This window comes from Bradyrhizobium sp. AUGA SZCCT0222 (assembly GCF_018130205.1).
Classification (GTDB): domain Bacteria; phylum Pseudomonadota; class Alphaproteobacteria; order Rhizobiales; family Xanthobacteraceae; genus Bradyrhizobium.
In genome coordinates this window covers 22969-47651 of record NZ_JAFCLX010000047.1, presented here as the reverse complement: position 1 = coordinate 47651, position 24683 = coordinate 22969, and the positions used below count along the sequence as shown (strand labels likewise).

24 protein-coding genes are annotated in these 24683 nt (G+C 64.1%); 14 read left to right on the top strand and 10 right to left on the bottom strand.

The window, feature by feature from the left end; all coding sequences use genetic code 11:
• Positions 1-116 precede the first annotated feature (116 nt).
• The 5 genes from JQ629_RS29740 to JQ629_RS29720 all read right to left on the bottom strand — a co-directional run bounded on the left by JQ629_RS29740 (position 117) and on the right by JQ629_RS29720 (position 7163).
• Complete coding sequence (locus JQ629_RS29740; RefSeq protein ID WP_212415636.1) at positions 117-1898, bottom strand: flavin-containing monooxygenase; 1782 nt, start codon at positions 1896-1898, stop codon at positions 117-119.
• Positions 1899-2002: 104 nt separating this feature from the next.
• Positions 2003-3085 carry a DUF2855 family protein gene (locus JQ629_RS29735; RefSeq protein ID WP_212415635.1) on the bottom strand — a complete coding sequence of 361 codons (1083 nt, stop codon included), beginning with the start codon at positions 3083-3085 and terminating at the stop codon, positions 2003-2005.
• A gap of 206 nt (positions 3086-3291) precedes the next feature.
• A complete protein-coding gene (locus JQ629_RS29730) occupies positions 3292-4818 on the bottom strand; it encodes an acyl-CoA synthetase (protein WP_212415634.1) in 1527 nt (508 codons plus the stop codon).
• Between the two features lie 136 nt (positions 4819-4954).
• A complete protein-coding gene (locus JQ629_RS29725) occupies positions 4955-6100 on the bottom strand; it encodes an ABC transporter substrate-binding protein (protein WP_249135366.1) in 1146 nt (381 codons plus the stop codon).
• Positions 6101-6188: 88 nt separating this feature from the next.
• A complete protein-coding gene (locus tag JQ629_RS29720) occupies positions 6189-7163 on the bottom strand; it encodes an NAD(P)H-dependent flavin oxidoreductase (RefSeq protein WP_212415632.1) in 975 nt (324 codons plus the stop codon).
• A gap of 150 nt (positions 7164-7313) precedes the next feature.
• On the opposite strand from JQ629_RS29720, the gene JQ629_RS29715 reads away from it, so the two are divergent.
• On the top strand, positions 7314-8201 hold the full coding sequence (locus tag JQ629_RS29715; protein ID WP_212415631.1) for a LysR family transcriptional regulator: 888 nt from the start codon (positions 7314-7316) through the stop codon (positions 8199-8201).
• Between the two features lie 2 nt (positions 8202-8203).
• Here the strand turns inward: JQ629_RS29715 and JQ629_RS29710 are convergent, their stop codons facing one another.
• On the bottom strand, positions 8204-8851 hold the full coding sequence (locus tag JQ629_RS29710; RefSeq protein WP_212415630.1) for a DNA-3-methyladenine glycosylase family protein: 648 nt from the start codon (positions 8849-8851) through the stop codon (positions 8204-8206).
• A gap of 37 nt (positions 8852-8888) precedes the next feature.
• Here JQ629_RS29710 and gluQRS point away from each other — a divergent pair, with 37 nt between their 5' ends.
• Together gluQRS and JQ629_RS29700 are read left to right on the top strand one after the other, a co-directional pair.
• Positions 8889-9773, top strand: coding sequence for a tRNA glutamyl-Q(34) synthetase GluQRS (gluQRS, locus tag JQ629_RS29705; RefSeq protein ID WP_212415629.1), 885 nt, complete (start codon positions 8889-8891; stop codon positions 9771-9773).
• 87 nt (positions 9774-9860) lie between these two features.
• Positions 9861-11111, top strand: coding sequence for an ATP-binding protein (locus tag JQ629_RS29700; RefSeq protein ID WP_212415644.1), 1251 nt, complete (start codon positions 9861-9863; stop codon positions 11109-11111).
• On the opposite strand, the gene JQ629_RS29695 is transcribed toward JQ629_RS29700, so the two are convergent.
• On the bottom strand, positions 11047-11898 hold the full coding sequence (locus JQ629_RS29695; protein ID WP_212269618.1) for a YihY/virulence factor BrkB family protein: 852 nt from the start codon (positions 11896-11898) through the stop codon (positions 11047-11049). The genes JQ629_RS29700 and JQ629_RS29695 overlap by 65 nt on opposite strands.
• Positions 11899-12078: 180 nt before the next feature.
• Here JQ629_RS29695 and JQ629_RS29690 point away from each other — a divergent pair, with 180 nt between their 5' ends.
• From JQ629_RS29690 to JQ629_RS29665, 6 genes are all read left to right on the top strand, one after another.
• On the top strand, positions 12079-12273 hold the full coding sequence (locus JQ629_RS29690) for a twin transmembrane helix small protein (RefSeq protein WP_192738322.1): 195 nt from the start codon (positions 12079-12081) through the stop codon (positions 12271-12273).
• Positions 12274-12296: 23 nt separating this feature from the next.
• Entirely contained in the window at positions 12297-12869 is a 573-nt protein-coding gene (locus tag JQ629_RS29685) for a cob(I)yrinic acid a,c-diamide adenosyltransferase (RefSeq protein ID WP_212415628.1), read from the top strand.
• 225 nt (positions 12870-13094) lie between these two features.
• Complete coding sequence (locus tag JQ629_RS29680) at positions 13095-13844, top strand: electron transfer flavoprotein subunit beta/FixA family protein (RefSeq protein ID WP_212033033.1); 750 nt, start codon at positions 13095-13097, stop codon at positions 13842-13844.
• The gene (locus tag JQ629_RS29675) at positions 13844-14794 is read left to right on the top strand and encodes an electron transfer flavoprotein subunit alpha/FixB family protein (protein WP_212269602.1); all 951 of its coding nucleotides are present in this window, start codon (positions 13844-13846) and stop codon (positions 14792-14794) included. The genes JQ629_RS29680 and JQ629_RS29675 overlap by 1 nt, the downstream gene beginning before the upstream one ends.
• 188 nt (positions 14795-14982) lie before the next feature.
• Complete coding sequence (locus JQ629_RS29670) at positions 14983-15864, top strand: 3-hydroxybutyryl-CoA dehydrogenase (protein WP_249135362.1); 882 nt, start codon at positions 14983-14985, stop codon at positions 15862-15864.
• Between the two features lie 61 nt (positions 15865-15925).
• A complete protein-coding gene (locus JQ629_RS29665) occupies positions 15926-16114 on the top strand; it encodes a hypothetical protein (RefSeq protein ID WP_212269601.1) in 189 nt (62 codons plus the stop codon).
• A gap of 5 nt (positions 16115-16119) precedes the next feature.
• On the opposite strand, the gene tlpA is transcribed toward JQ629_RS29665, so the two are convergent.
• Positions 16120-16797 carry a thiol:disulfide interchange protein TlpA gene (tlpA, locus tag JQ629_RS29660; RefSeq protein ID WP_212415626.1) on the bottom strand — a complete coding sequence of 226 codons (678 nt, stop codon included), beginning with the start codon at positions 16795-16797 and terminating at the stop codon, positions 16120-16122.
• Between the two features lie 140 nt (positions 16798-16937).
• Between tlpA and argH the strand changes: the two genes are divergently transcribed.
• The 4 genes from argH (at position 16938) to JQ629_RS29640 (ending at position 20406) form a co-directional block, all read left to right on the top strand.
• A complete protein-coding gene (gene argH, locus JQ629_RS29655) occupies positions 16938-18335 on the top strand; it encodes an argininosuccinate lyase (protein ID WP_212415625.1) in 1398 nt (465 codons plus the stop codon).
• A gap of 105 nt (positions 18336-18440) precedes the next feature.
• The gene (gene lptM / locus JQ629_RS29650; RefSeq protein ID WP_212415624.1) at positions 18441-18713 is read left to right on the top strand and encodes an LPS translocon maturation chaperone LptM; all 273 of its coding nucleotides are present in this window, start codon (positions 18441-18443) and stop codon (positions 18711-18713) included.
• A 111-nt stretch (positions 18714-18824) separates the two neighbouring features.
• Positions 18825-20090 (top strand): diaminopimelate decarboxylase, encoded by a 1266-nt coding sequence (lysA, locus tag JQ629_RS29645; RefSeq protein WP_212415623.1) that lies wholly within the window; start codon positions 18825-18827, stop codon positions 20088-20090.
• A 55-nt stretch (positions 20091-20145) separates the two neighbouring features.
• Complete coding sequence (locus JQ629_RS29640; RefSeq protein WP_212415622.1) at positions 20146-20406, top strand: DUF3551 domain-containing protein; 261 nt, start codon at positions 20146-20148, stop codon at positions 20404-20406.
• Positions 20407-20445: 39 nt separating this feature from the next.
• Here the strand turns inward: JQ629_RS29640 and JQ629_RS29635 are convergent, their stop codons facing one another.
• Together JQ629_RS29635 and JQ629_RS29630 are read right to left on the bottom strand one after the other, a co-directional pair.
• The gene (locus JQ629_RS29635; RefSeq protein ID WP_212415621.1) at positions 20446-21357 is read right to left on the bottom strand and encodes an NAD(P)-dependent oxidoreductase; all 912 of its coding nucleotides are present in this window, start codon (positions 21355-21357) and stop codon (positions 20446-20448) included.
• Between the two features lie 122 nt (positions 21358-21479).
• Positions 21480-21860 carry a carboxymuconolactone decarboxylase family protein gene (locus JQ629_RS29630; RefSeq protein WP_212392321.1) on the bottom strand — a complete coding sequence of 127 codons (381 nt, stop codon included), beginning with the start codon at positions 21858-21860 and terminating at the stop codon, positions 21480-21482.
• A 177-nt stretch (positions 21861-22037) separates the two neighbouring features.
• Between JQ629_RS29630 and JQ629_RS29625 the strand changes: the two genes are divergently transcribed.
• Positions 22038-24683 (top strand): TIGR02302 family protein, encoded by a 2646-nt coding sequence (locus tag JQ629_RS29625; protein ID WP_212415620.1) that lies wholly within the window; start codon positions 22038-22040, stop codon positions 24681-24683.

Sequence of the window (24683 nt, the reverse complement as noted above, 5' to 3'; positions counted from 1 at the left end):
TCCGGGATGGTCCGAAGGACCAGGCCCGGAATCTCGAGATTCTCCGATGTGCAATTGCACATCGTAGTTCGTGCTTCGCACGCCCCGGAATGACGGCGTTGGTTTGGTTGATGGATTCACGCGCTGGCCGCCGCCGGCTTGGCACCACGCGGCAGCAACCCTTCCTCGATCGCCTTGATCTGCAGCGCCAGATGTTTCGATCCGATGCGGCATTGCGCGAGGCCGCCGGCGATGAACCACAGGCCGGGCTGGCCGGTGCGGGTGTACATGTTGCGCAGTTCCTGGCCGTCGCCAAAGCCCCAGATGGTGCCGACGCGGTTCATGACGGCTTCGCCGAACAATAGCCGCACCAGCTCTTCCTGCCGCTTGTAGCCGGTCGCCAGCACGACGAGATCGGCGGCGATGGTCTCGCCGTCCTTCATGTCAGCGCCATCGGCGACAAAGCCCTCGACATCGGCGAATTGCTTCAGGGCGATGTCGCCTTTGACGATCAGATCGGAGCAGCCGACGTTGAAATAATAACCGCCGCCGCGGGTGAGGTATTTGAACTGCCAGCCGGTGTTATCCTCGCCGAAATCGAGCTTGAAGCCCGCGCGCGTCAGTCCTTCAAGCAGCTCCTTGTCGAGCTCCTTTGATTTCTCCGTGGTCAGCGCGTGGCTCCTCCGCGCGACCGTCAGCGGCATCGAGGTCGCGATCAGATCGTTGTCCTCGAGCGTGCCCTCATTGTAGGGCGCGTACACCAGCTGCGCCGAGGGCTCGATGCTGACGACCAGCGTCGATGAGCGCTGAAACAGCGTCACCTCGGCGCCGCTGGAATGCAGATCCTGCGCGATGTCGTGGCCGCTGTTGCCGGTGCCGATCACGATCGCGCGTTTGCCCTTCCAGTTCTCGCCATCGTCATACTGGCTGGAATGCATCACAGTGCCGCGAAAATCCTTCAGGCCGGCAATGTCGGGCCGGCTCGGGATGCCGCTGACGCCGGTCGCCAGCACGACATGGCGCGGATGCATGGTGCGCCTGCTGCCGTCGGCGCGGCGCAGCGTCACGGTCCAGCGTTGTGTCACCTCGTCGTAGCTGCCGCCCTCGAACTCGGTCTCGGTCCAGAAGTTCAGCTCCATGGCCTCGACATAGGCCTCGAACCAGTTGGCGAGCTTGTCCTTCGGGATGTAAGTCGGCCAGTTCGGCGGGAAGTACATGTAGGGCAGGTGGTTGACCTGCACTTGATTATGCAGCGTCAGCGCGTGGTAGCGCTTGCGCCAGTTGTCGCCGATGCGCTTCTCGCGATCGACGATCAGTGTATCGACATTCAATTGCTTCAGCCGCGCCGCGATCGAGAGGCCGGATTGTCCACCGCCGATCACCAGCACGGTGGGGTCGTGTTCGGCATAGCCGGCAGACGCCTTGCGCAGATCGAGCCAGTTGGGGCCGCGGAAATCGCGCGAATAGGCGTTGCCGCGCGGCCGCGCTACGCCGATCTGCTCTTCAAAGCCCTTGAGTTCGCCGAGTTCGGTCAGCAGCGTCCAGGCCTTCAGGACATTCGCGGCATCCGGGATCAGGCGGATGATGCCGCTGCCGCGTCCGACCCTTGTCTCGAACTTGAAGATCGCCTCGATCGCGTTGGTGCCGGCGCGCATCACCTTGCGCGGGGCGGCGCGATCGGGATCGACCGCAAATCCAACAGGGCCAGCGGCCGGCGCGTGCACGCCCAGCTCTTTCAGGATCGCGTCCGCGCCGTTGACGGTCTGGATGTTCCAGCTCAACGCCAGCACGTCGCGCCAATGGCTGTCGGCATGGAACAGCGACTTCAGCAGGCCGCTATCGGATTTCGCCAGCGCCTCTTCGAACTGCGCCAGCCAGTTGTCGGCGGCTATCGAAATGTCGTCCGTCCTGTCGAGCATGTGCGTTTCTCGTCACCGGCCGTCTATGCAGCGTTTCCCTGTTCCCGCGAACCTATACCCATTCGGGACGCTACAGAAAGGGCGCGAGGAGATAGCGGTTATCTCTAAATCGACAGGATATGCCCCTGGTCCGGCGGCACACGGCCGTTGAGGGTGTCGAGATAGACCTGTTGCACCGCCGCCGGTCCGCGGCCTTCGGTCACGGTGAGCCATTGATCGAGTTTCGGCGCGAAGCCGGCCCACGCTGCACCAAAGCGCGTATCGACGCCGCCCGGTCCCCATTCCTTGGCGCGCTTGCGGATATGGTCCGGCGCAAAGAACCAGCTCGGCTTGGCGCCCGGCAATTCCGGCTCTTCGGGCGACGTGCTGCGGTGGGTGAGGCCGACGCGTCCGGAATATTTCATCTGGTCGCCGAAATGCCGGTGCAGCCTTTCACGCAGCTCGCTGCTCCCGGCCATGTCTACATAAGCGACCGGCGAATCCGCAGGAAGCGATGTCACCGCGTCGTAGGTCACGACTTCGTCGTAGCAGCCGAGCGATTTGACGAATGCGACGTTCGGAGCCGAGGTCAGCCCGATTACCTTGATGCCGTCGCGCCCGTGCACGAGATGCGCGAGGCCGTACGCGGTCTTGCTGGAGGCCGACGACAGCATCACGCGGCGCGCGCCATAGAAATCATTTTCGGCGAGGAAGTCGTCGACCAGGAACGACAGCATGAACAGCGGCCGCAGCAGCGCCTGATAGTCGCCCTGCTTGCCGGTGAACGCCGGATCGCCGCTGACGCGGGCATAGGCGTTGTAGACCGGAGCTGCGACCTGCCGGTGCGCGGCGCCGTCGCGCAGGCCCCGCTTGCTGACGTCGGCGGCCTCGATCACGAGATGCGTTGCCATCGGGAAATAGCCGAACAGGGTTTCGCCCACGGCGACGTTCGGATGCTTCGAGGCGATCACCTCGCCAAAGCCCCACACCGGAATGTTGCCAAAATCCTTTGGCGCAGGAAACAGCTGCCAGTACTTCAACGCATCGCCCATCACGGCATAGGTGATGTTGTTGGCGGTGAAGGCAAAGCGCGTCACCTTCACCAGCAGCGCGTCGGCCGGCAACGCGGCCGCGTCAGGCAGTTGCGTTTCGATCGACTTGCATTGCTGCAGATCGTTGCGGGAGACGATGAAGTCGGTGGCGTGCATGTGCTCGATCCCTGCTTGTGACGTGCGGTGATCTTTGCGCCAACTGATGACTGTTTTGCAACAGCAACGTTGCTTAAAACGTTGTTCGTTTCAAACGCGGTTCGATTAGTCGTCATTGCGAGGAGCGTAGCGACGAAGCAATCCATCTATCCTCGTGCGGAGAGATGGATTGCTTCGCTGCGCTCGCAATGACGCTGGGGGGCCGGTTACACCGCGGCGCGCAGTTGCCCCTCCGCATGGAGATCGCGCAGCTTGCGTTTAAATATCTTGCCGGTGGCCTCGCGCGGCATTGCGTCCATGAACTGGATGTCCTTTGGCACCTTGAAATTGGCGAGGCGGGTGCGCAGGAATTCCTGCACCGCCGCCGGCGATAGCGCGGCATTGGTGTCAGGCTCGATGCAGGCAAACAGCCGTTCGCCGAATTCGTCGTCGGGAATGCCGAACACCGCGCAGTCGCGCACGCCGTCCATGCCGATCAGCGCGTTCTCGATTTCGGCGGGATAGATGTTGACGCCGCCTGATATCACCATGTCGCGTTTGCGATCGCACAGGAACAGATAACCGTCCTCGTCGAGATAACCGACGTCACCGACGCTGACGAGACCGTCGCGCCCGGCCTCGGCGCGCGCCTCGGCCTTACCGTGGTAGTCGAAATCCGGCACCGACGCCTGCCGCATGAAGATTTCGCCGGGCTCGCCGATGTCGCATCGCGTGCCGTCCGGCCGAAAGATCTTCACGATGCCGCCCTCGATGGTCCGTCCGACAGTGCCGGGCTTTGCCAGAGCCTCCTCGGCCGAATGCCAAACCGGGATGCCGGTTTCGGTCGATCCCAGATATTCGTTGATGACGAGTCCCCACCATTCGATCATCGCGCGTTTGACCTCGATCGGACACGGGGCCGCACCGTGGATGACGAAGCGCAACGAGGAGACGTCGTAACGACGTCTGACCTCATTCGGCAGCCGCAGCAGGCGGACGAACATGGTCGGCACCGCATGCATGTGGGTGATGCGGTGCTCCTGGACGAGCCGCAACAGGTCCTCGGGGTCGAAGCGCGGTTCGAGCACGATCTTGCAGCCGTTGCGAAACGCCAGCATGCCGTAGGAACTCGGCGCCGAATGATACATCGGTCCGTTCATCAGGACGACCTGATCCTCGTTCGGCTTGATCCCATAGGCAATACTGCCGACCCGCGCCGAGGCCGCCTGCTGCTCCGGCTTCATCGGCTTGCGCCGCACGCCCTTGGGCAGGCCCGTGGTGCCAGACGTATAGAACATCGGCGCGCTGCCGATCGGCGGCTGCTGCGATGGCGCATGGGTGTCGCGCCAGGCGTCCCAGTCGGTCATGCCGTCAGGGATTTGCGTCAGCGCGGGCGCAACGTTGAACGCCGCGGCGATCTCCGGCGGGGTGGTCACGATCAGCAATCTGATATGAGCCGGTAGCCCGTCCCTGATTTGCGGCAACAGGTCCGCATGGCAGACCAAAATCCGGGCGCCGCTGTCGGCCAGGATATAGGCGACCTCTTCGGCCTTCAGGTGCCAGTTGATCGGCACCACCGGGCTGCCGAGCGCGGCGGCTGCGCCGGTAACCTCGAACAACGCAAAATCATTGCGCAGCATCATGGCGACCGGCGTGCCGCCGCCAAGGCCGAGGCTTTGAAATCCCGTCGCCGCGCGTGCGATGCGGGCGTGGATCTGGGGGTAGCTGATGGTCCGTTCGCCGCCGATGATCACTGTTTCAGTCTCCCTAAAGCATCTATCGCGTCATCCTGAGGTGCGCGCTCTTGCGCGCCTCGAAGGATGAGAAGCGCCCGTGGCCCATCCTTCGAGGCTCGCTCCGCTCGCACCTCAGGATGACGTCAGCTTCTCCTTATCGGTCGTCCAGAATGTCGCCGAAACCGACCCAGCTCTTGCCGTCGAAGCGCCGCAGTCGCAATTGCTGGAACGGCAGATAATCCTCGGCATCGGTCGACACCGTTATATCAGGCAACAGCAGCGGCAGCGAAACCTGGCGCAGCGAAGCCGCCTGGCGCATGACGTTCTCGCGGCTGAAATCGTCCTTGCAGGCCGTCAGCACCTTAGTCATCAGGTTGGCATAATGGTAGCCCGCCGCGTAGTTCGAATTGTTGAGGTCGGCATTGGGCAAATACTGCTTCATGAACGCGAAATACTCCTTCACGCCGGCGTCATTGGCCCATTGAGCGTCCATCGTGTCCTTCTGGTTGCTCGACGAAATCAGCCCGACCGCGTTTTCCAGTCCGCCGGGCTCCAGGAACGAGATCGATGACGCCGATGTCGGCACAAAGAACAGGTCGGGCTTCCAGTTGAGTTCGGCGACGCCCTTGATCATCTGCGAGGTGAATTTCCCGAGCACGACGCCGAACATCACGTTGGCGCCGGAGGCCTTCAGCGTCGCGAGCTGCGAACTGATGGTCGGCGCGCTGGTCTCATAGCTCGCCTCGGAGACGATCATGGTCGCAGCCTTCGCGCCCAGCGCGCGCTTGAAGCCGGCGACATAGTCGCGGCCGAAATCGTCGTTTTGCGCCAGGATGGCGATCTTCGCGTCCGGCTTGGCCTGCAATATGTATTTGGCATAGACGACGCCCTCGGATTGATAGGTCGCCATGCCCGGCATGGTCCACGGGTAATTCTTCGGGTCGGCCCATTTGGTGGCGCCGCTCAGCACGAACAGCTGCGGCACCTTTTTGCTGTTGAGGTAGCGATGCACGGCGTTGTTGGTCGCGGTACCCAGCGAGCCGAACATGACAAGCACTTCTTCCTGCTCGACCAGCTTGCGGGTCTGCTCCACCGTCTTGGGCGGCGAGTAGGCGTCGTCGAGGGTGATGAACTTGACCTTACGGCCGTTGATGCCGCCGTCCGCGTTGACCTTCTCGAAATAGGCCTCCTGCGCGCGGCCGATGACGCCGAAGCCGGACACCGGCCCGCTATAGGGCAGCGTCTGGCCGATACGGATTTCGCCCTTGTCGTCGGCGGCGACGGCTGCGGTCGCCAACATTGCGAACACAATGCTCAATGCAGTGCGTGACACGCTCATCGTTCCCATCCCTCTGTTTTGATTGTTGTCGAAGCCGGGGGCGCGCCGCCTAAGCGCGCGCCCTTCTCAGAAAGTCGCTGCCGGCGTCGTCGAATTCGGCTTTCAGGCGCGCGACGAGTTCGGCGACCGGCGGCGCATCATTGATCTGGCCGATGCCCTGGCCCGAGCCCCAGATGTCGCGCCACGCCTTGGATTTGGTATTGCCGCCGGAGCCGAAATTCATCTTGGTCTTGTCGGCGACCGGCAGATTGTCGGGATCGAGGCCGGCGGCCACGATCGAGGGGCCGAGATAATTGCCGTGCACGCCGGTGAACAGGTTCGAATAAACGATGTCATGGGCGGCGTGCTCGGTCAGCGCCTTCTTGTAGGCGAGGTCGGCATTGGCCTCTTCGGTGGCGATGAAGCGGGTGCCCATGTAGGCGAGGTCGGCGCCGAGCGCGAGCGCGGAGGCAATGCTCCAGCCGTCGGAGATCGCGCCCGACAGCAGGATGGTGCCCTTGAACCATTGCTTGACCTCGCGCAGCAGCGCGAATGGCGACAGCGTACCGGCATGCCCGCCGGCGCCGGCGCAGACCAGAATGAGCCCGTCGACGCCCTGTTCGGCGGCCTTGCGCGCATGCTTGACGTTGATCACGTCGTGGAACACGACGCCGCCATAGGAATGCGCGGCTTCGACGATCTCCAGCGGCGGCCGCAGCGAGGTGATGATGATCGGAACCTGGTGCTTGACGCAGGTTTCCATGTCTTTCATTAGCCGGTCGTTGGAGGCGTGGCAGATCTGGTTGACCGCATAGGGCGCGACCTTCTTCGTGGGGTGCAGCGCCTTGTACTCACCGAGTTCGTCCTCGATTCGATCAAGCCATTCGCCGAGCTTCTCGACCGGCCGCGCGTTCAGCGCTGGAAACGATCCGACGATCCCGGCCTTGCACTGGGCGATCACGAGTTCCGGCCCGGACACGATGAACAACGGCGAGCCGACCACCGGCAGTTCAAGCGAATTGGCAAGCGACGCTGGCAACGGCATTCAATCCTCCCTTTGGGTTTCGAGGCCGGCGAGCGGTTCCGCTCCAGCCGGCTTGCTTACGCCCTGCATTATAGGGCTGGACGGGCCGCCGCCGACGTTCAATATTGAACAGCTGACTATTCAGTAATGAACATATGGGCCTGATCGCCGATGGACTGGGACCTGTGCAAGACCTTCGTCGCGGTGGCCGAAACCCGCAGCTTCGCCGCGGCGGCGCGCCAGCTCCGTTCCAGCCATCCGACGGTCGGCCGCAAGATCGCCGAACTGGAAGGCCAGCTCGGCATACCCCTGTTCGCGCGCTCCAACGAAGGCCTGTCGCTGACCTCGCAGGGCCGCAAATTCCGTGAGCATGTCGACGCCATGGCGGCGGCGGCGTTGCGCGCCGAGGCCGCGGTGTCGGCGACCGGTGCGGACGCCCGCGGCGTGGTCAAGCTCTCGATCGGGGCGACCTTTGCCTCGCACTGGCTGATGCCGCGGCTGGGCCCGTTCCTGCGCGCGCACGACCACATCCAGATCGAGATCATCACCCATCCGTTTCCGGCCAGCGTGCGCCGCCGCGAGGCTGATGTCGTGCTGCGTCCGGTGGACAGCGGCGAAGAGAATTTGATCGGCCGCAGGATCGGCCGGCTCGGCACCGGCTTCTACGCCTCGCGCGCCTATGCGGCGCGGCGACGGCTGCCGGAGCGGCGCGACGAATGGAAGGGGCACAGCGTGATTGGGTTCGCCGACCGGGCCTCGAACGAACGCCTGGCGCGCTGGAGCGATCTCATCACCCGGCAGGGATCAGTGGTGCTGCGCTGTTCGTCGCAGGGCGACATGCTGGCCGCCGCGAAGGCCGGCCTCGGCATCTCGGCGCTGTCCTGCTTCGTCGCCGCCGGCGATCCCGATCTGGTGCGGGTCGCGCCGCAAAAACTCGTCAGCGTGGCCGATCTCTTTCTGCTGGCGCATCCGGATCTCGTCGACCTGCCGGCAGTGCGCGCGGTGATCGATTTCGTCACGTCATCCGCGCGCGAGGACCGGGTACGGCTGCGCGGCTGACGTTACTTGGCGAGCACACCCTCGCGCTTCTTCAGCACGCGATAATAGCTCCACCACAGATGCGCCGCCGCGCCGCGCAGGGGGCGCCACGGTTCCGCCAGCGGCGCCATTTGCTTGGCGGTCGGGCGCGTCTTCAGGCCGAGCCCGATTTTGATCGCTTCCTGGATCGCGATATCGCCGGCCGGCCAGGCATCGCCATGGCCGAGGCAGAACAGCAAATAGACGTCGGCGGTCCACGGCCCGATGCCATGCAGCGCCGTCAACGTATGGTGCGCGGCGTCGGCATCCTCTTCCGCCAGCACATCGAGGTTCAACTGCTCCGCGGCCAGTTCGCGCGCGATGTTCTTCAGCGTCTTGATCTTGGCCGCCGAAAGGCCGAGCCGTCCGAGGCGGTCGGCGCGCGCCTTGCGGATGGGTTCGGGATCGAACGGATCGAACGCGGCGGTGAGGCGCCCCCAGATCGCCCCGGCGCTGGCGGTGGAGAGTTGCTGACCGCACACGATATGCGCCAGCCCGGCAAAGCCCGGCTCGCGCTGGCGCAGCGCCGGCATGCCCGTGAGTTCGAGAATCGGTTTGAGCCGCTTGTCCTGTACGACGAGGGCCGCAATCGCGTCTTCGAGGTCGGCCTGGGAGTTGAGGTGAATGGTCATTGCCCGTTAAAACCATCATGTCCTGCGAAAGAGATCAATGCCGTCACCTGTGTTCCGATTTGCGCCAAGCCCCAATGGCTACCTCCATCTCGGCCACGCTTTTTCGGCGCTGTTGAATTTCGAGCTGGCGCGCGCGAGCGGTGGAAGATTCCTGCTCCGCATCGAGGATATCGATGCGGCGCGGTGCCGGCCGGAATTCGAGGCCGCGATCTATCAGGACCTTGAATGGCTCGGCATTGGCTGGGAAGCGCCGGTGCGGCGGCAATCCGAACATCTTTCCGACTTTCGCGAGGCGGTGGAAAAACTGTCAGGCCGCGGCCTGATCTATCCCGCCTTCGAGAGCCGCGCGGAAATCGCCCGTCTGGTCGCCGAACGGGAATCCGCCGCGAAAACCGGAACGTCCTGGCCGCGTGATCCCGATGGCGCGCCGCTCTATCCGGGCGCCGCGAAGTCGTTTTCCGCGTCGGCGCGGCGGCAATTGATCGAACAGGGCCTGCCTTACGCGTTGCGGCTCGATATGGCTGCGGCCATGGCACAAGCGCCCGATCTCGCCTGGATCGAGCACGGCGAGGGCGCTGGCGGCGAAACCGGGCTCGTGGCCGCCCGGCCGGAAGCCTGGGGCGACGTCATCCTGGCGCGAAAGGAGACGCCGACCAGCTATCATCTGTCTGTTGTGATCGACGACGCCCTGCAGGGCGTCACCGACGTGGTGCGCGGCCAGGACCTGTTCTGGTCGACCAGCGTGCACCGGCTGCTGCAATCGCTGCTCGGTGTTCCGCAACCGGCCTACCGGCATCACCGGCTGGTCCTCGACGATGCCGGACAGAAACTGTCGAAGTCGACCAAGGCCACCGCCTTGCGCGAATTGCGTGGGCAGGGCGCCACGCCTGCCCACATCCGCCGTCTGCTGGGACTTCCGTAGTTCTACTGCTGTGAGCTGCCGCAAAGGCCTTCGTGACTCCGGCCGCCGTGGCATGCCATGCTGATCAATGACGGGGTGTGGGGGACCATGGCGGCAAAACCGCGCGTACAGCGTACAACACGGCTGACCAAGAGGCAGCCGAAGAAGAAGCGCGTATCGCGCGTTGGCGCGAAGAAACGCGGTTCGCGGAAAGCGGCGGCTGGGCCCGGCGTGGTCGAAGTGGCGCTGGCGGCCTTTGCGCATGAGGTGCGCACACCGCTCACCGGCATTCTGGCGATCAGCAATCTCTTGGCCACCTCCGAGCTCGACGAGCGCGAACGGCGCTGGGTCGACACCATCAAGGCCGGCGCGGAGCATCTGGCGAGCCTTGCGACCCTGTTCGTCGATGCCGCGCGCAGCAGCGGTCCGGGGCTCACCGTGCGGCACGACTTCTTCGACCTGCGCACGCTGGCGCGCAACGCCGGCGATTCCCTGACCGGGCGGGCGGCGGCGAAGGGCCTGCAGTCGTCGGTCGAGATTTCCGAAAAGCTGCCGGCCTTCGCGGTCGGCGATCCCGTTCGGCTGCGGGCGGCGCTGGAGAACCTGATCGACAATGCGGTGAAATTCACCGAACAGGGCAGCGTCACGCTGCTGGTGTCGCCGCTGCGCGCGCCCAGGGGCAAAATCGGCGTCGCCTTTGCGGTCTCCGACAGCGGCATCGGCCTCACGCTCAGCGAGATCAAGCGCCTGTTCCGCCCGTTCTCGCAGGCCAATGTCTCGATCGCCTCAAAGTTCGGCGGCACCGGGCTTGGGCTGTCGTCGGTCAAGCAGCTCGCGCGCGCCATGGGTGGCGACATCGTGGTGACGCAGCGGCGCGGCGGCGGCACCACCTTCACGCTCAGCGTCGTGATGTCGCCGGCCAAGGGCCCGATTACGATCATGACGGGGGCCGACGGCGAGCCGTCGACCGGGGCGCTGCGGCCCTTGCACCTGCTCAGCGTCGAGGACAATCCGTTTGGCCGCGTCGTGCTCAACGCCATCCTGACCGAACTCGGCCATCAGACCGAGTTCATCGGCCAGGGCGAGGCCGCGCCGGAGCGGATCGCGCAAGGAAGTTTCGACGCGGTGCTGATGGACATGGTGCTGCCGGGCATCGACGGCATCGAGGCTATCAGGCGCATTCGGGCGCTCGATCCGCCGCTCGGCCGCATCGCCATCATCTGCGTGTCGGGGCGCGGCGAGGACGAGGCGGCCTCGCGCGCCGCGGGGGCCGACGCCTTCCTGGTCAAGCCGGTCAGTCCACGTGCGCTAGCGACTGCGCTGCTTGAAGCGACACGCCGTGCGGCAGCCGCGACTTGATGATCGCTGCGTTGAGTTCGCCGCCATAAACGAAGATCGCGGCGATGAAATACAGGAACACAAGCGCGATGATGACGGATGCCAGTCCCGCATACATCGTCACGTAGTTGCTGGCGAAGCGCGTCAGATACTGGCCGAACACGATGCCCGACAGCAGCGACGCAACCAAAGTGAAAATAATACCGGGCAGGATCTGCAGAAAGCCCCGGCGTCCCGCCGGCAGCCACGCGTGCAGGATGAAGAGGGCGATGATCAGCGCGCCGATGGTGACGCTGTAGCGGGTGACGTTGAGGAAGTGCTCGTTGGTCTCGACGAAGAAGGGAATGTGGCGCCGCGCCGCCTCCAGCATCAACGGAAACAGCACGATCAGGAACGCCATCGCCAGCGCGGTGAAGGCGGCGACCAGCGTGTAGCCGATCGATTCCAGCCGCAGCCAGTACCAGCTGCGCGGCTCGATCACGGAATAGGCGCGGTTCAGCGCCACCCGCAGCGCCTCGACGCCGTTCGAGGCGAAATACACCGCCAGCACCGCGCCGATGGTCAGCAGGTCGCCGCGGGTCGTGGTCAGCACGTCGTGAATTTCGCCTGAAAGCGAATCGGCGACCTGCTGCGGCCACACCTGCAACAACAGTTCAACGGACTGGTCGGCAAGTTCCTTGGAGCCGACAAAGGCGGCCAGCGAGGTCAGCACGATCAGGAACGGAAACAGCGCCATCAGCGTCGACAGCGCGATATGGCTGGCGATCGCCCAGCCGTCATCGGCGAGGAACGTATAAAATGCATCCATCACGACGTGATAGACGTACTTGGCCTGCCTCACATGCCACCCTGGCCTTGCGATTGACGGTTCGATCCGAACATCACCCTAGCTTCTGATATTATTGGGCTAAAAGCCAGATCGATCAGGCATCGGTGCAGGCTCTGTGAACGTATGGCGGCCGGCCCGGCGCGGTGTTATGTAGCGCCGATGGCATCCTTTTTTGGTTCGATTGTTCTGCCCATCGCGGTCGCTGCTGTTGCGATCGTGTTGTTATTGGGTCTCATCAACATGATGCGGGGCGGCTCGCCCAGCCGCTCGCAGAATCTGATGCGGCTGCGGGTGCTGCTGCAATTCATCGCCATCGTCATCACGATGGCCGTGGTCTGGGCGATGGGCAAATAGGGCAAGTAAGAGGGGATCCGCCAATGGTCGTGCTTAATAGAATCTACACGCGGACCGGCGATGACGGCACCACCGCGCTCGGCAGCGGCGAACGGCGCCCGAAATACGATCTGCGCGTCAGCGCCTATGGAACCGTGGACGAGACCAACGCCGCGATCGGCGTGGTGCGGCTGCATCTGGCGCAGGCGCGCGAATTCGATGCGATGCTGGGCCTGATCCAGAACGACCTGTTCGATCTCGGCGCCGATCTCGCGGTGCCCCAGCGCGACGGCAAGGCGGAGCGGCTGCGCATGCTGTCCAGCCAGGTCGAGCGGCTCGAGCGCGATATCGATACGCTCAACGCCCATCTGGCGCCCCTGACCTCCTTTGTGCTGCCGGGCGGCACCCCCGCTGCGGCATACCTGCATCTCGCTCGCACCATATGTCGCAGAGCGGAACGGATCATGGTGGAACTGGCGGCCAGGCCGGAAGAGCCGGTCAGCGAGCCTGCCATACAATATATGAACCGCCTGTCGGATTTCCTGTTCGTCGCCAGCCGCGCCATGAACGATAATGGCGCCGGGGACGTGTTGTGGGTGCCCGGCCAGAACCGCTAAACATAGCGTTTTCCAGCGAGGTGGACCCGGTTCGCGCTCAGAAAACGCGTCAAAAAAAGGAATCCGGAGTCCCGTTTCGATAATCGAAACGGAACAGGCTCTGGCCTTCCAAAGGGGTCGATTTTTGGCTTTCGCGCGTTGACCGCCGATAGCGGGACCTTTAGGTTCCGCGCCCAAGCTAATAGAGAGCTCACCAAACCCCAGAATTCAAGCGAAAGAGGATCGATGAAGGTTCTTGTGCCGGTAAAACGGGTGGTCGATTACAACGTCAAGGTCCGCGTCAAGAGCGACGGAACGGGCGTGGAACTCGCCAACGTGAAGATGTCGATGAATCCGTTCGATGAAATCGCCGTCGAGGAAGCGCTGCGGCTGAAGGAAGCCGGCAAGGCGACCGAAGTGGTGGTGGTGTCGATCGGGCCCGCACAGGCCTCCGAGACGATCCGGACCGGTCTTGCGATGGGCGCCGACCGCGGCATCCTGGTCAAGGCCGAAGGCAATGTCGAACCGCTGGCGGTCGCCAAGATTCTCAAAGCCATCGTCGACGAAGAGAAGCCCGGCCTCGTCATCCTCGGCAAGCAGGCGATCGACGACGACTCGAACCAGACCGGCCAGATGCTGGCCGCACTTCTCGGCTGGTCGCAGGCGACCTTTGCCTCCAAGCTCGAAGTCGACGGCTCCGATTTCAAGGTGACGCGCGAAGTCGACGGCGGCCTGCAGACCCTCAAGCTGAAGGGACCGGCGATCGTCACCACCGATCTCCGCCTCAACGAGCCGCGCTACGCCTCGCTGCCCAACATCATGAAGGCGAAGAAGAAGCCGATCGCCGACAAGAGCGCGGCCGACTACAGCGTCGATCTCACGCCGCATCTCGAAGTGCTGAAAACCACCGAGCCGCCCGGCCGCAAGGGAGGCGTCAAGGTCAAGGACGTCGCCGAACTGATTTCGAAGCTCAAGAACGAAGCCGGGGTTCTCTGATGACCACGCTGTTGATTGCCGAACACGACCATGAGGCCCTCAAGGACTCCACCAACAAGGCGCTGACCGCGGCCACCCAGCTGGGCGCCGAGGTTCACGTGCTGGTCGCCGGTGGCGGCCAGGGCACCAAGGCGGCGGCCGAGGCGGCGGCGAAGCTCGCCGGCGTCACCAAGGTGCTGGTTGCCGAGGGCGACGCCTATGCCCATGACCTTGCCGAGCCGCTGGCGGCGCTGATCGTGGCGCTGGCGCCGTCCTATGACGCCTTCGTCGCGCCCGCGACTTCGCGCTTCAAGAACGTGATGCCACGCGTCGCCGCTTTGCTCGACGTGATGCAGGTGTCCGAAATCATCAAGGTGATTTCACCCGACACGTTCGAGCGGCCGATTTACGCCGGCAACGCGATCCAGACCGTGAAGTCCAAGGACGCCAAGAAGGTCATCACGGTACGGACCTCGACCTTCGCCGCGGCAGGTGACGGCGGCAGTGCTGCGATCGAGAACGCCGCCTCCGCGGCCGATCCGGGCCTCTCCACCTTCGTCGGCGAGGAAGTCGCCAAGAGCGATCGTCCCGAACTGACGTCCGCAAAAATCATCGTCTCCGGCGGCCGTGCCATGCAGAGCCGCGAGAACTTTGCCAAATACATCGAACCGCTCGCCGACAAGCTCGGCGCGGGCGTCGGTGCCTCGCGCGCCGCTGTCGATGCCGGCTATGCGCCGAACGACTGGCAGGTCGGCCAGACCGGCAAGGTGGTGGCGCCGGAGCTCTATGTCGCGATCGGCATCTCCGGCGCGATCCAGCATCTCGCCGGCATGAAGGATTCCAAGGTGATCGTCGCGATCAACAAGGATGAGGACGCGCCGATCTTCCAGGTTGCCGATTACGGCCTGGTCGCGGATTTGTACCAGGCGGTTCCGGAATTGACCGAGGCGCTCGGCAAGCTCGGAAAATAACGGCAGTCAAACAGCGGCCGGACGCGTAAGCTCCGGCCGGTGTTAATCTAGGGACAGCGTTTTCAAGCGAAGTGGCTACCGGGTTCGCTTGAAGAAAACGCGTCGAAAACAGGTTTAAGCCTCGGTTCGGACCGGGGCCTAACGGGATGAACTGGCGCGATATGCGTGCCGTTCGAGTGGATGGCAAGATGGCGGTGACAATCAAGAAGGTCGGCGTGATCGGCTCGGGCCAGATGGGCAATGGCATCGCCCATGTGGCGGCGCTGGCCGGCCTGGACGTGGTGCTCAACGATGTCTCCGCCGACCGGCTGAAATCGGCGATGGCGACCATCAACGGCAACCTGTCGCGCCAGGTCGTGAAAAAGATGATCACCGAGGACGCCCGCAAGCAGGCGCTGGACCGTATCAGCTCGACCGAAACCATCGATGGGTTGGCGGACTGCGACCTCGTGATCGAAACCGCGGTCGAAAAGGAAGAGGTCAAGCGCAAGATCTTCCACGACGTCTGCGCGGTGCTCAAGCCGGAAGCTATCGTCGCCACCAATTCCTCGTCGATTTCGATCACACGGCTCGCCGCCTCGACCGACCGCCCCGAGAAATTCATCGGCATTCATTTCATGAATCCGGTGCCGGCGATGGAACTGGTCGAACTGATCCGCGGCATCGCCACCGATGACGAGACCTTCGATACCGCCAAGGCCTTTGTCACCAAGGTCGGCAAGCAGATCGCGGTGTCCGAGGATTTCCCGGCCTTCATCGTCAACCGCATCCTGCTGCCGATGATCAACGAGGCGATCTACACGCTGTATGAAGGCGTCGGCAATGTCGAGGCGATCGACGCGGCGATGAAGCTCGGCGCGCATCATCCGATGGGGCCGCTGGAGCTGGCCGATTTCATCGGTCTCGATACCTGCCTGTCGATCATGCAGGTGCTGCATGAGGGGCTGGCGGATTCGAAATACCGGCCGTGTCCGCTCCTGGTGAAATACGTCGAAGCCGGCTGGCTTGGCCGCAAGACCCAGCGCGGTTTCTACGATTACCGCGGCGACAAGCCGGTCCCGACGCGCTGAGCCTCAATTTCTCGTTAACCAGCCTCGGCTAGGGTCATCAGGCGTTTCGGGAGTTGTGCGTATGGACATGATGGCTATGGTCTCGAGCATGCTCGCCATGCAGGCGGGCGGTCTACAGCAGCAGATCCAGACCTCGATGATCAAACAGAACAACGACGCCGAGAAATTCGCGGTCCAGACCCTGCTCGGCACCCCCTCGACGGCCAACCTTGCGCCGGGCGTCGGCGGCAATCTGAACGCGATCGCCTAAAACCTCTAGAACCCCGCCGTCACCGGCTTCACCGCGGCCTTGATCAGCGCAATCGCGTCGTCGCTGGCCCATTCGGCGGGACCGGCCAGGTTGGCGATTTCGCAGCCCTGGCCGTCCACCAGGATCGAGGTCGGCATGCCGAGCGCCTTGCCTATGCCCTTAAGATCCTGAAAAACCTTGGCTTTCGCGTCGGTGAAATAGGCCAGTTTGGTCAGATTGGCCTCTTTCAGGAAATTTTTGGGCTTTTCGGGATCGCGGGTGTCGATGTTGATCGCGACCACCTCGAAATCCTTGCCGCCGAGCTTGGTCTGCAGGCTGTCGAGCGCCGGCATCTCTTTCCGGCAGGGCACGCACCAGGTGGCCCACAGATTGACCAGCACGGTCTTGCCGCGCCAGTCCGAGAGTTTTCGGGGCTTGCCCTCGGCATCTTCGAACGCGAGGTCGGGGAGCCGGAGCGGACTGGTGGCCATGGTCAACGCGGCGACCTCGCCGTGCGCCAAAGGCCCGATCCTGCGCGCCAGCTCGACCGCGCCCGTACAGGCGGCATCGCCGCCCGAGCCGCGCTTGAGGCCGCCGAACCCGTAGACCCCGGCAAAGCCGATCGCCGCCCCAATCAGGACCGCGCCGATGGCAATGGGGATCCGGCGCGTGGTGGCCGGGCGAGGGGCAGGCGTTTCGGGCATATCGTTTGTCATCCTGTATCAGATACGGCTATGCAGTGCTCATGTTACGGCCGAAACCGGCACGGCGTTTCGCCGGTTTCGACGATAAAGGCCAGACCTGAATAGCCAGCACCTGAATAAGAAGTCGTGAGCGAGAAGTCATGAGCAACAAGATGTGGGGCGGCCGGTTCACCGAGCGTCCCGATGCGATCATGGAGGAAATCAACGTCTCCATCGACGTCGATCGTCACATGTATTCCCAGGACATCGCCGCGTCCAAGGCCCACGCCGCGATGCTCGCCGCGCAGGGCATTATCACGGCCGGTGATGCGAAAAATATCGGCAAAGGTCTAGACACGATTCTGTCAGAAATCGAAAAAGGCTCGTTCGATTTCAAGCGCGCGCTCGAAGACATCCATATGAACGTCGAGAGCCGGTTGACCGATCTGATCGGCCCCGCCGCCGGCCGGCTGCATACCGCGCGTTCGCGCAACGACCAGGTCGCGACCGATTTTCGTCTGTATGTGCGCGACACCATCGATGAGACCGATGCGGCGCTGGCCGCGTTCCAATATGTCCTGGTAGAGCGGGCGCTGGAACATGCCGGCACCGTGATGCCCGGCTTCACCCATCTGCAGACCGCCCAGCCCGTGACGTTCGGGCATCATCTCCTGGCCTATGTCGAGATGGCCGCGCGCGACCGCGGCCGCTTTGCGGATGCGCGCAAGCGGCTGAACGAATCGCCGCTCGGTGCGGCCGCGCTCGCCGGCACCTCGTTTCCGATCGACCGTCACGCCACCGCCAAGGCCCTGGGTTTCGACCGGCCGATGGCCAATTCGCTGGACGCGGTCTCGGACCGCGACTTCGTGCTGGAGACCCTGTCGGCGGCCTCGATCGCGGCGGTGCATATGTCGCGCTTCGCCGAGGAGATCGTGATCTGGACCTCGCCGCTGGTCGGCCTCATCAGGCTGAGCGACAAGTTCACCACGGGATCCTCGATCATGCCGCAAAAGCGCAACCCCGATGCGGCCGAACTGGTGCGCGCCAAAACCGGGCGGGTGATCGGCGCGCTGACGGCACTCTTGATCGTCATGAAGGGGCTGCCGCTCGCCTATCAAAAGGACATGCAGGAGGACAAGCAGGGCGCGATGGAAGCGTTCGCAGCCCTGTCGCTGGCGATCCGGGCGATGACCGGCATGGTTGCCGACCTCGTGCCCGACGAGAACCGGATGAAGGCGGCTGCGGGCGAGGGCTATGCCACCGCCACCGATCTCGCCGACTGGCTGGTGCGGACGCTGAAAATGCCGTTCCGCGACGCCCATCACGTCACCGGGCGCATCGTCGGTCTTGCTTCGAAACAGGGCGTGGCGCTGCACGAGCTGCCGCTGAAGGCGATGCAGGAGGTCGAGCCGAAGATTACGGCAGAGGCGCTGCGCGTATTGTCGGTGGAGGCGTCCGTCAAGAGCCGCACCAGCTATGGCGGCACGGCGCCGAAGAATGTGACGGCCCAGGCCAAGTCCTGGCTGAAGCGGCTGGAAAAAGAGCGAAAATTGGGCTGAGGCCAAAAATTTCGCTGTAATTCCATGGTTATCTCGGGGTTGTCAGGTCTCGCCAGAGCAAGCCAATCTTTGTATGGTGCGGCCCGCGTATTGGGGATTTTCGTCGTGAATCGTAACTACCGGCCGACATCGTCAGGATGGGCCATCATCCTGCTGAGCGTGACTGCGCTTGCGCTTGGCGGCTGCGGCCGCAAGGGCGGCCTCGATCTGCCGCCGAACGCCTCGAATGCGTCGTCGCAATCCGCGGCCACCGATTCGGAGACCGAGCGCGCGGCCCAGCCGGGCGTTTACAATCCGGGCTTCGGGTCTGACGCCCAGCCGGAGGCAGCCAGAGGCAAAAAGAAACCATTCATACTGGACCCGCTGCTGGGTAACTGAGCATTTCGCTTTGACGCGTTTTCCGCCGCAGATAAGTACACGCAATCTGCGTAAACTTGATTGCGCTGCGAACCGGTTCCCACTTCGCTTGAAAACGCTATAAGGCGCACCATGAATCACTTCGACTATCGCAACGGCGTGCTCCACGCCGAGGCGGTCAATCTTTCCGATCTCGCGGATGCCGTGGGAACGCCGTTCTATTGCTATTCGACCGCGACGCTGGAGCGCCACTACCGGGTGTTCACCGAGGCCTTCGCCGGCGAGAAGACGCTGGTCTGCTACGCCATGAAGGCCAATTCCAACCAGTCGGTGCTGCGCACGCTGGCGAAACTCGGCGCCGGCGCCGACGTGGTTTCCGGCGGCGAGTTGAAGCGCGCGCTGGCGGCGGGAATACCCGCAAACAAGATTCTGTTTTCCGGCGTCGGCAAGACCGAGGCGGAACTTCGCGCGGCACTGGCGGCGGATATCCTCTGCATCAACGTCGAATCCGAGCCCGAACTGGAATTGTTGTCGCGGCTCGCGGTCGAAATGGGCCGGACCGCGCGGATTTCGGTGCGCGTCAATCCCGACGTCGATGCCGGCACCCACGCCAAGATCGCCACCGGGAAATCCGAGAACAAGTTCGGCGTGCCGATTGCGCGCGCCCGCGAGGTCTATGCCCGTGCCGCAAGGCTGCCCGGGATCGAGGTCACCGGGACCGACATGCATATCGGTAGTCAGATCACGGATCTGAGCCGCATGGAGACCGCTTTCCGGATTCTCTCCGACTTCGTGCGGACCTTGCGCGCCGACGGCCACAACATCTCGCATATCGATTTCGGCGGCGGGCTCGGCATTCCCTATCACATGGACCGCGAAGCGCCGCCGCTGCCGTCCGCCTATGCCGCGATGGTCAAGCGGGTGACGCATAATCTCGGCTGCACGCTGATGTTCGAGCCCGGCCGGATGATCGTCGGCAATGCCGGCATCCTCGTTGCGCGCGTGATCTATGTGAAGCCGGGCGATGCCAAGAATTTCGTCGTCATCGATGCCGCGATGAACGATCTGATCCGCCCCACGCTGTACGAAGCCCATCACGACATCCTGCCGGTCCGCGAAGCTGCGCCAGGCACGCCGACGATCACCGCCGATGTGGTCGGGCCGGTCTGCGAAACCGGTGATTATTTGGCGCTCGACCGCCAGATCCCCGAGCCCAAGGCCGGCGATCTCCTGGCGATCATGACGGCCGGCGCCTACGGCGCGGTGCAATCAGGCTTTTACAACACCCGCGCGCTGGTGCCGGAAGTGCTGGTCAAGGACAATCAATTCGCGGTGGTGCGTCCGCGCATCGAGGTCGACGACCTGATCGCGATGGACCGGCAGGCGCCGTGGCTGTGACCAAGGCATAATGTCAGCGCGCGCTGACATTGTGCCGATTTCAAAGGAGGTTCCGATGCGCATTCTGGCTTTGGCTGTCTTGACGATGGCGGCGGTTTCGGCGACGTCGCCGGCGCGCGCCCAGACCTATAATCCGAGGTATCCGGTCTGCCTCAAGGCCATCCAGAATTTCGGTGGTGAACGCATCGAATGCACCTATACCTCGCTGGAGCAATGCAACGCGACCGCGCTGGGCCTTCCCGCCCAGTGCATCGAGAACCCGTACTACGGGGGGCGGCCGGAAGGAAGCGGCCGGCGTTATCGCCACGGTTATTAGCGGCTATTAGCGAACGAGCTCCGGGGGGTGCGCGGCGCGCTACTTCGCCGCGTGACTGCCGCCCTTGGCGCCGCCGACGATCACACCCGCGGCCTTTTCGATCGGCTTGATCGCCTCGGTGAAATCCGACCCCTCGCCCTGATCGCGGATCACGACCTCCCACAGGCGTCCGACCGCTTCGGCGACCTCCATCGACAGCCCCAGCGATTTCATTTCGTCCAGCGCGAGCCGCACGTCTTTCACCATCAGACCGGTGGCGAAGCCGAAGTCGAACGTCCGCGGCAGCACCGCGCGAGGAAATTTGTCGCGGCTGGCGGTATTCATTCCCGAGCCGGCATTGATCACGTCGATCATTACGGCCGGATCGAGCCCCGATTTGACGCCCATCACCACCGCTTCCGAGGTCGCCACCATCGCGGTGGCCGACAGGAAATTATTGGCGAGCTTCATGGTCTGCGCGGAACCCGGTTTCTCGCCAATGAAGAACACCTTGCCGATGACACCGAGCGCGGGCTTCAACATGTCGCAATCGGCGCGCGGGCCCGACACCATCACGGCGAGCGTGCCTTTTTCCGCGCCGCCGACGCCGCCGCTGACGGGAGAGTCTATCTGCACGATGTTCTTCGCGGCCAGGAGGCCGTGAATCCGCGTTGCCATTTGCGAGCCGACGGTGGAGAGGTCGACGAAGCGCTTGACGCGCTTGCCGTCGATCACGCCGCCGGCGCCGGTTGCGACGTCGAGCGAGGCCTGCAACGACGGCAGGCTCGCCAGCACCGTTTCACAGCGATCGGCGACATCCTTTGGCGATGACGCCACTTGCGCGCCGAGCGCCACAAGCTTGTCGGTGGCTTCCTTCCGCGTATCGAACACGGTGAGCTGGTGGCCTGCCTCGATCAGGCGGCGCGCCATCGGGAAGCCCATCTTGCCGAGGCCGATGAATCCGATTTCCATGGTGTTGTTTCCTGTTTCACAATGTCATTGCGAGAAGCGCAGCGACTTGTCCGCCGTAGCGAGGTGGATTGCTTCGCTTCGCTCGCAATGACGGAAAATTCTTGTTGGATTGTTGGTCGGTTCTAAGCCTTGTCCATTTCCGCGAACACTTCGCGCGCGATGCGAAAGCTGTCGACGCCGGCGGGCGCGCCGGCGTAGATCGCGACCTGCATGAAGATTTCGCGGATTTCGTCTTTGGTCACGCCGTTGGTCAGCGCGCCCTTGATGTGGGTGCGCAGTTCATGCGGCCGGTTCAGGATCGAGATCATGGCGAGGTTGAGCATGCTGCGGGTCTTGCGCGGCAGTTCCTCGCGGCCCCACACCGCGCCCCAGCAATATTCGGTGAGCAGCTCCTGGAATGGGCGGTTGAAATCGTCGACGTTCTTCAGGGCGTTGTTGACATAGGCCTCGCCGAGCACGGCTTTGCGCACTTCCAGGCCCTTGTCGTAGGTCTTCTTGTCCATGACGTTCCTCCGGTATTGTTGCGGTATTTTTGCGGGTTCGGGCGGACGTTAGGGGGTCGAAGCCCTGCAGTCACGCCTTCGTGTTATGCGTATTTCCGGGTGTGGGTTAGCCTTGGAAACGGGTGCCTCATTGCCGCCGCTGTGCTAGGCTGATTTGTCGGCAACCCGGAGAGTTTATTGAACGGCGCCAACCCTGACCCCACGGAGCCAGCGCGCGAGCCTGATGCGGTCGCGCGGCTTCAGCTGACGCAGGCCCTGCAGCGGGCCCAATATGCGATCGCGTGGGAGCGCGGGTGGCCGATTCTGGCCCGGCTGTTGACCGTCGTCGGACTGTTTCTGGTGGCGTCCTGGGCCGGATTGTGGCTGGCGCTGCCGTTTGTCGCCCGTGTCGTCGGCATCGCCTTGTTCGCAGGCCTCGCGCTCGGCGCGTTGTACCCGATTTTGCGCTATCGCTGGCCGACCCGTGAAGAGAGCCTGAGCCGGCTCGACCGCGGTACCGGCATTCGCCATCGCCCGGCGACCGCGCTCACCGACACGCTGGCAAGCAAGGATCCGATCGCGCTGGCCCTCTGGAAGGAGCAGCGCGAGCGGACGCTGGCCTCGATCAAGCGGATCCGGGCCGGTCTGCCGTCGCCGCGGCTGGCGATCCACGATCCCTGGGCGTTGCGTGCGCTGGTCATGGTGATGGCGGTGGCGGCCTATTTTGCCGCCGGTGACGAGCGCGCGATGCGCATCGCAGCCGCCTTCGACTGGAACGGGGTGCTGGCGCCGGCCAATGTCCGGGTCGATGCCTGGGTGACGCCACCGGTCTACACCAGCAAGCCGCCGATCATTCTTTCCGCCGCGAGCAAGGACGCTGGAACCAATAGCGGGCCGCTGGCGGTTCCGGCCGGCAGCACGCTGCTGGTGCGCTCCAGCGGCGGCTCGATCGATGTCGTGGTGGGTGGCGGCGTCACTGAAGTCGCGCCCAGCGAACAGGCGCCGAAGGGCACCAACGAGCGCCATTTCAAGATCGCCGGCGACGGCACCGCCCATGTCCGTGCGCCGGCCGGCCAGCCGCAATGGCGGTTCGCCGCGACGCCCGACCGTGCCCCGACCATTTCGCTGGCGAAGGATCCCGAGCGCCAGGCCCGCGGCTCGCTGCAGATGTCCTACAAGCTCGAGGACGATTACGGCGTTACTGAAGCGCGCGCCTCCTTCGCGGCCCGGCCGGACGATCCCGGCAAGGAAGCAGTCAGGGAAATCGGAAAGGAACCGGCAAAGGGTGCCAAGGGCGGAGACAAGGCTGCCGAAAAAACCGCCGAGGCGCGCCCGCTGTTCCCGGCGCCGCAGTTTCCGCTGGCCCTGCCGAACGCGCGCACCCGCAATGGTGTCGGCCAGACCGTCAAGGATCTCAGCGAGGATCCCTATGCCGGCGCCGACGTCACGCTGACGCTGACGGCCAAGGACGAGGCCGGCAATGAAGGCCGCAGCGAGCCGTTCAACATGCGGCTGCCGGAGCGGCTGTTCACCAAGCCGCTGGCGCGCGCGCTGATCGAGCAGCGCCGCATCCTGGCGCTCGACGCCAACCAGAATGGCCAGGTCTATGCCGCGCTTGCCGCGCTGATGATCGCGCCGGAATTGTTTACGCCGGAAGCCGGCCATTATCTCGGCCTCTACAGCGTCTCGCGCCAGCTCGAGGCGGCGCGCACCGATGACGCCATGCGCGAGGTGGTGGCGAGCCTGTGGTCGCTCGCGGTCACCATCGAGGACGGCAACATCACCGATGTCGACAAGGCGTTGCGCGCGGCGCAGGAGGCGCTGAAGCAGGCGCTGGAGCGCGGCGCCAGCGACGAGGAGATCAAGAAGCTCACCGACAATCTGCGCGCCGCGCTGGATAATTTCCTGCGCCAGCTCGCCGAACAGCTCAAGAACAATCCGCAGCAACTGGCGCGGCCGCTCGATCCCAATACCAAGATGCTGAGCCAGCAGGATCTCAAGAGCATGCTCGACCGGATGGAGCGGCTGTCACGCTCCGGCGACAAGGATGCGGCAAAGCAATTGCTGGAGCAGCTGCAGCAGATGCTGGAAAACCTGCAGATGGCGCAGCCCGGCCAGTCCGGCGACGGCGACATGGAGCAGGCGCTGAACGAGCTCGGCGACATGATCCGCAAGCAGCAGCAGTTGCGCGACAAGACCTACAAGCAGGGCCAGGATTCGCGGCGCGATCGCATGCGCGGCAAGCAGGGCGAGCAGAGCATGGGCGACCTGCAGCAGGACCAGCAGGGCCTGCGCGACCGCTTGAAGAAATTGCAGGAAGAACTCGCCAAGCGCGGCATGGGTCCGAGCCAGCGCGGCGAGAAAGGCCAGCGCGGCGAAAAGGGTCAGCAGGGTCAACAGGGTCAGCAAGGCCAGCCCGGCGGCGACCAGGGCGACGGCGAGGACGGCCTGGAGCAGGCCGATGGCGCGATGGGTGACGCCTCCGGCCGGCTCGGCGAAGGCAACGCCGACGGTGCGGTGGATTCGCAAGGCCGCGCGCTGGATGCGCTGCGCAAGGGCGCCCAGAGCCTCGCCGAAGCGATGCAGCAGGGCGACGGCGACCAGCCGGGAGACGGCCCGGGCAATCCGAACGGCCGGCAGCAGGGCGCGCAACGGAATACCGATCCGCTCGGGCGGCCAATGCGCAGCAACGAGTTCAGCGACGACTATTCGGTGAAGATCCCCGGCGAGATCGACGTGCAACGCGTGCGCCGCATTCTGGAAGAACTGCGCCGGCGCCTCGCCGATCCGGCCCGGCCGCAGATCGAACTCGATTACATCGAGCGGCTGCTGAAGGATTACTAG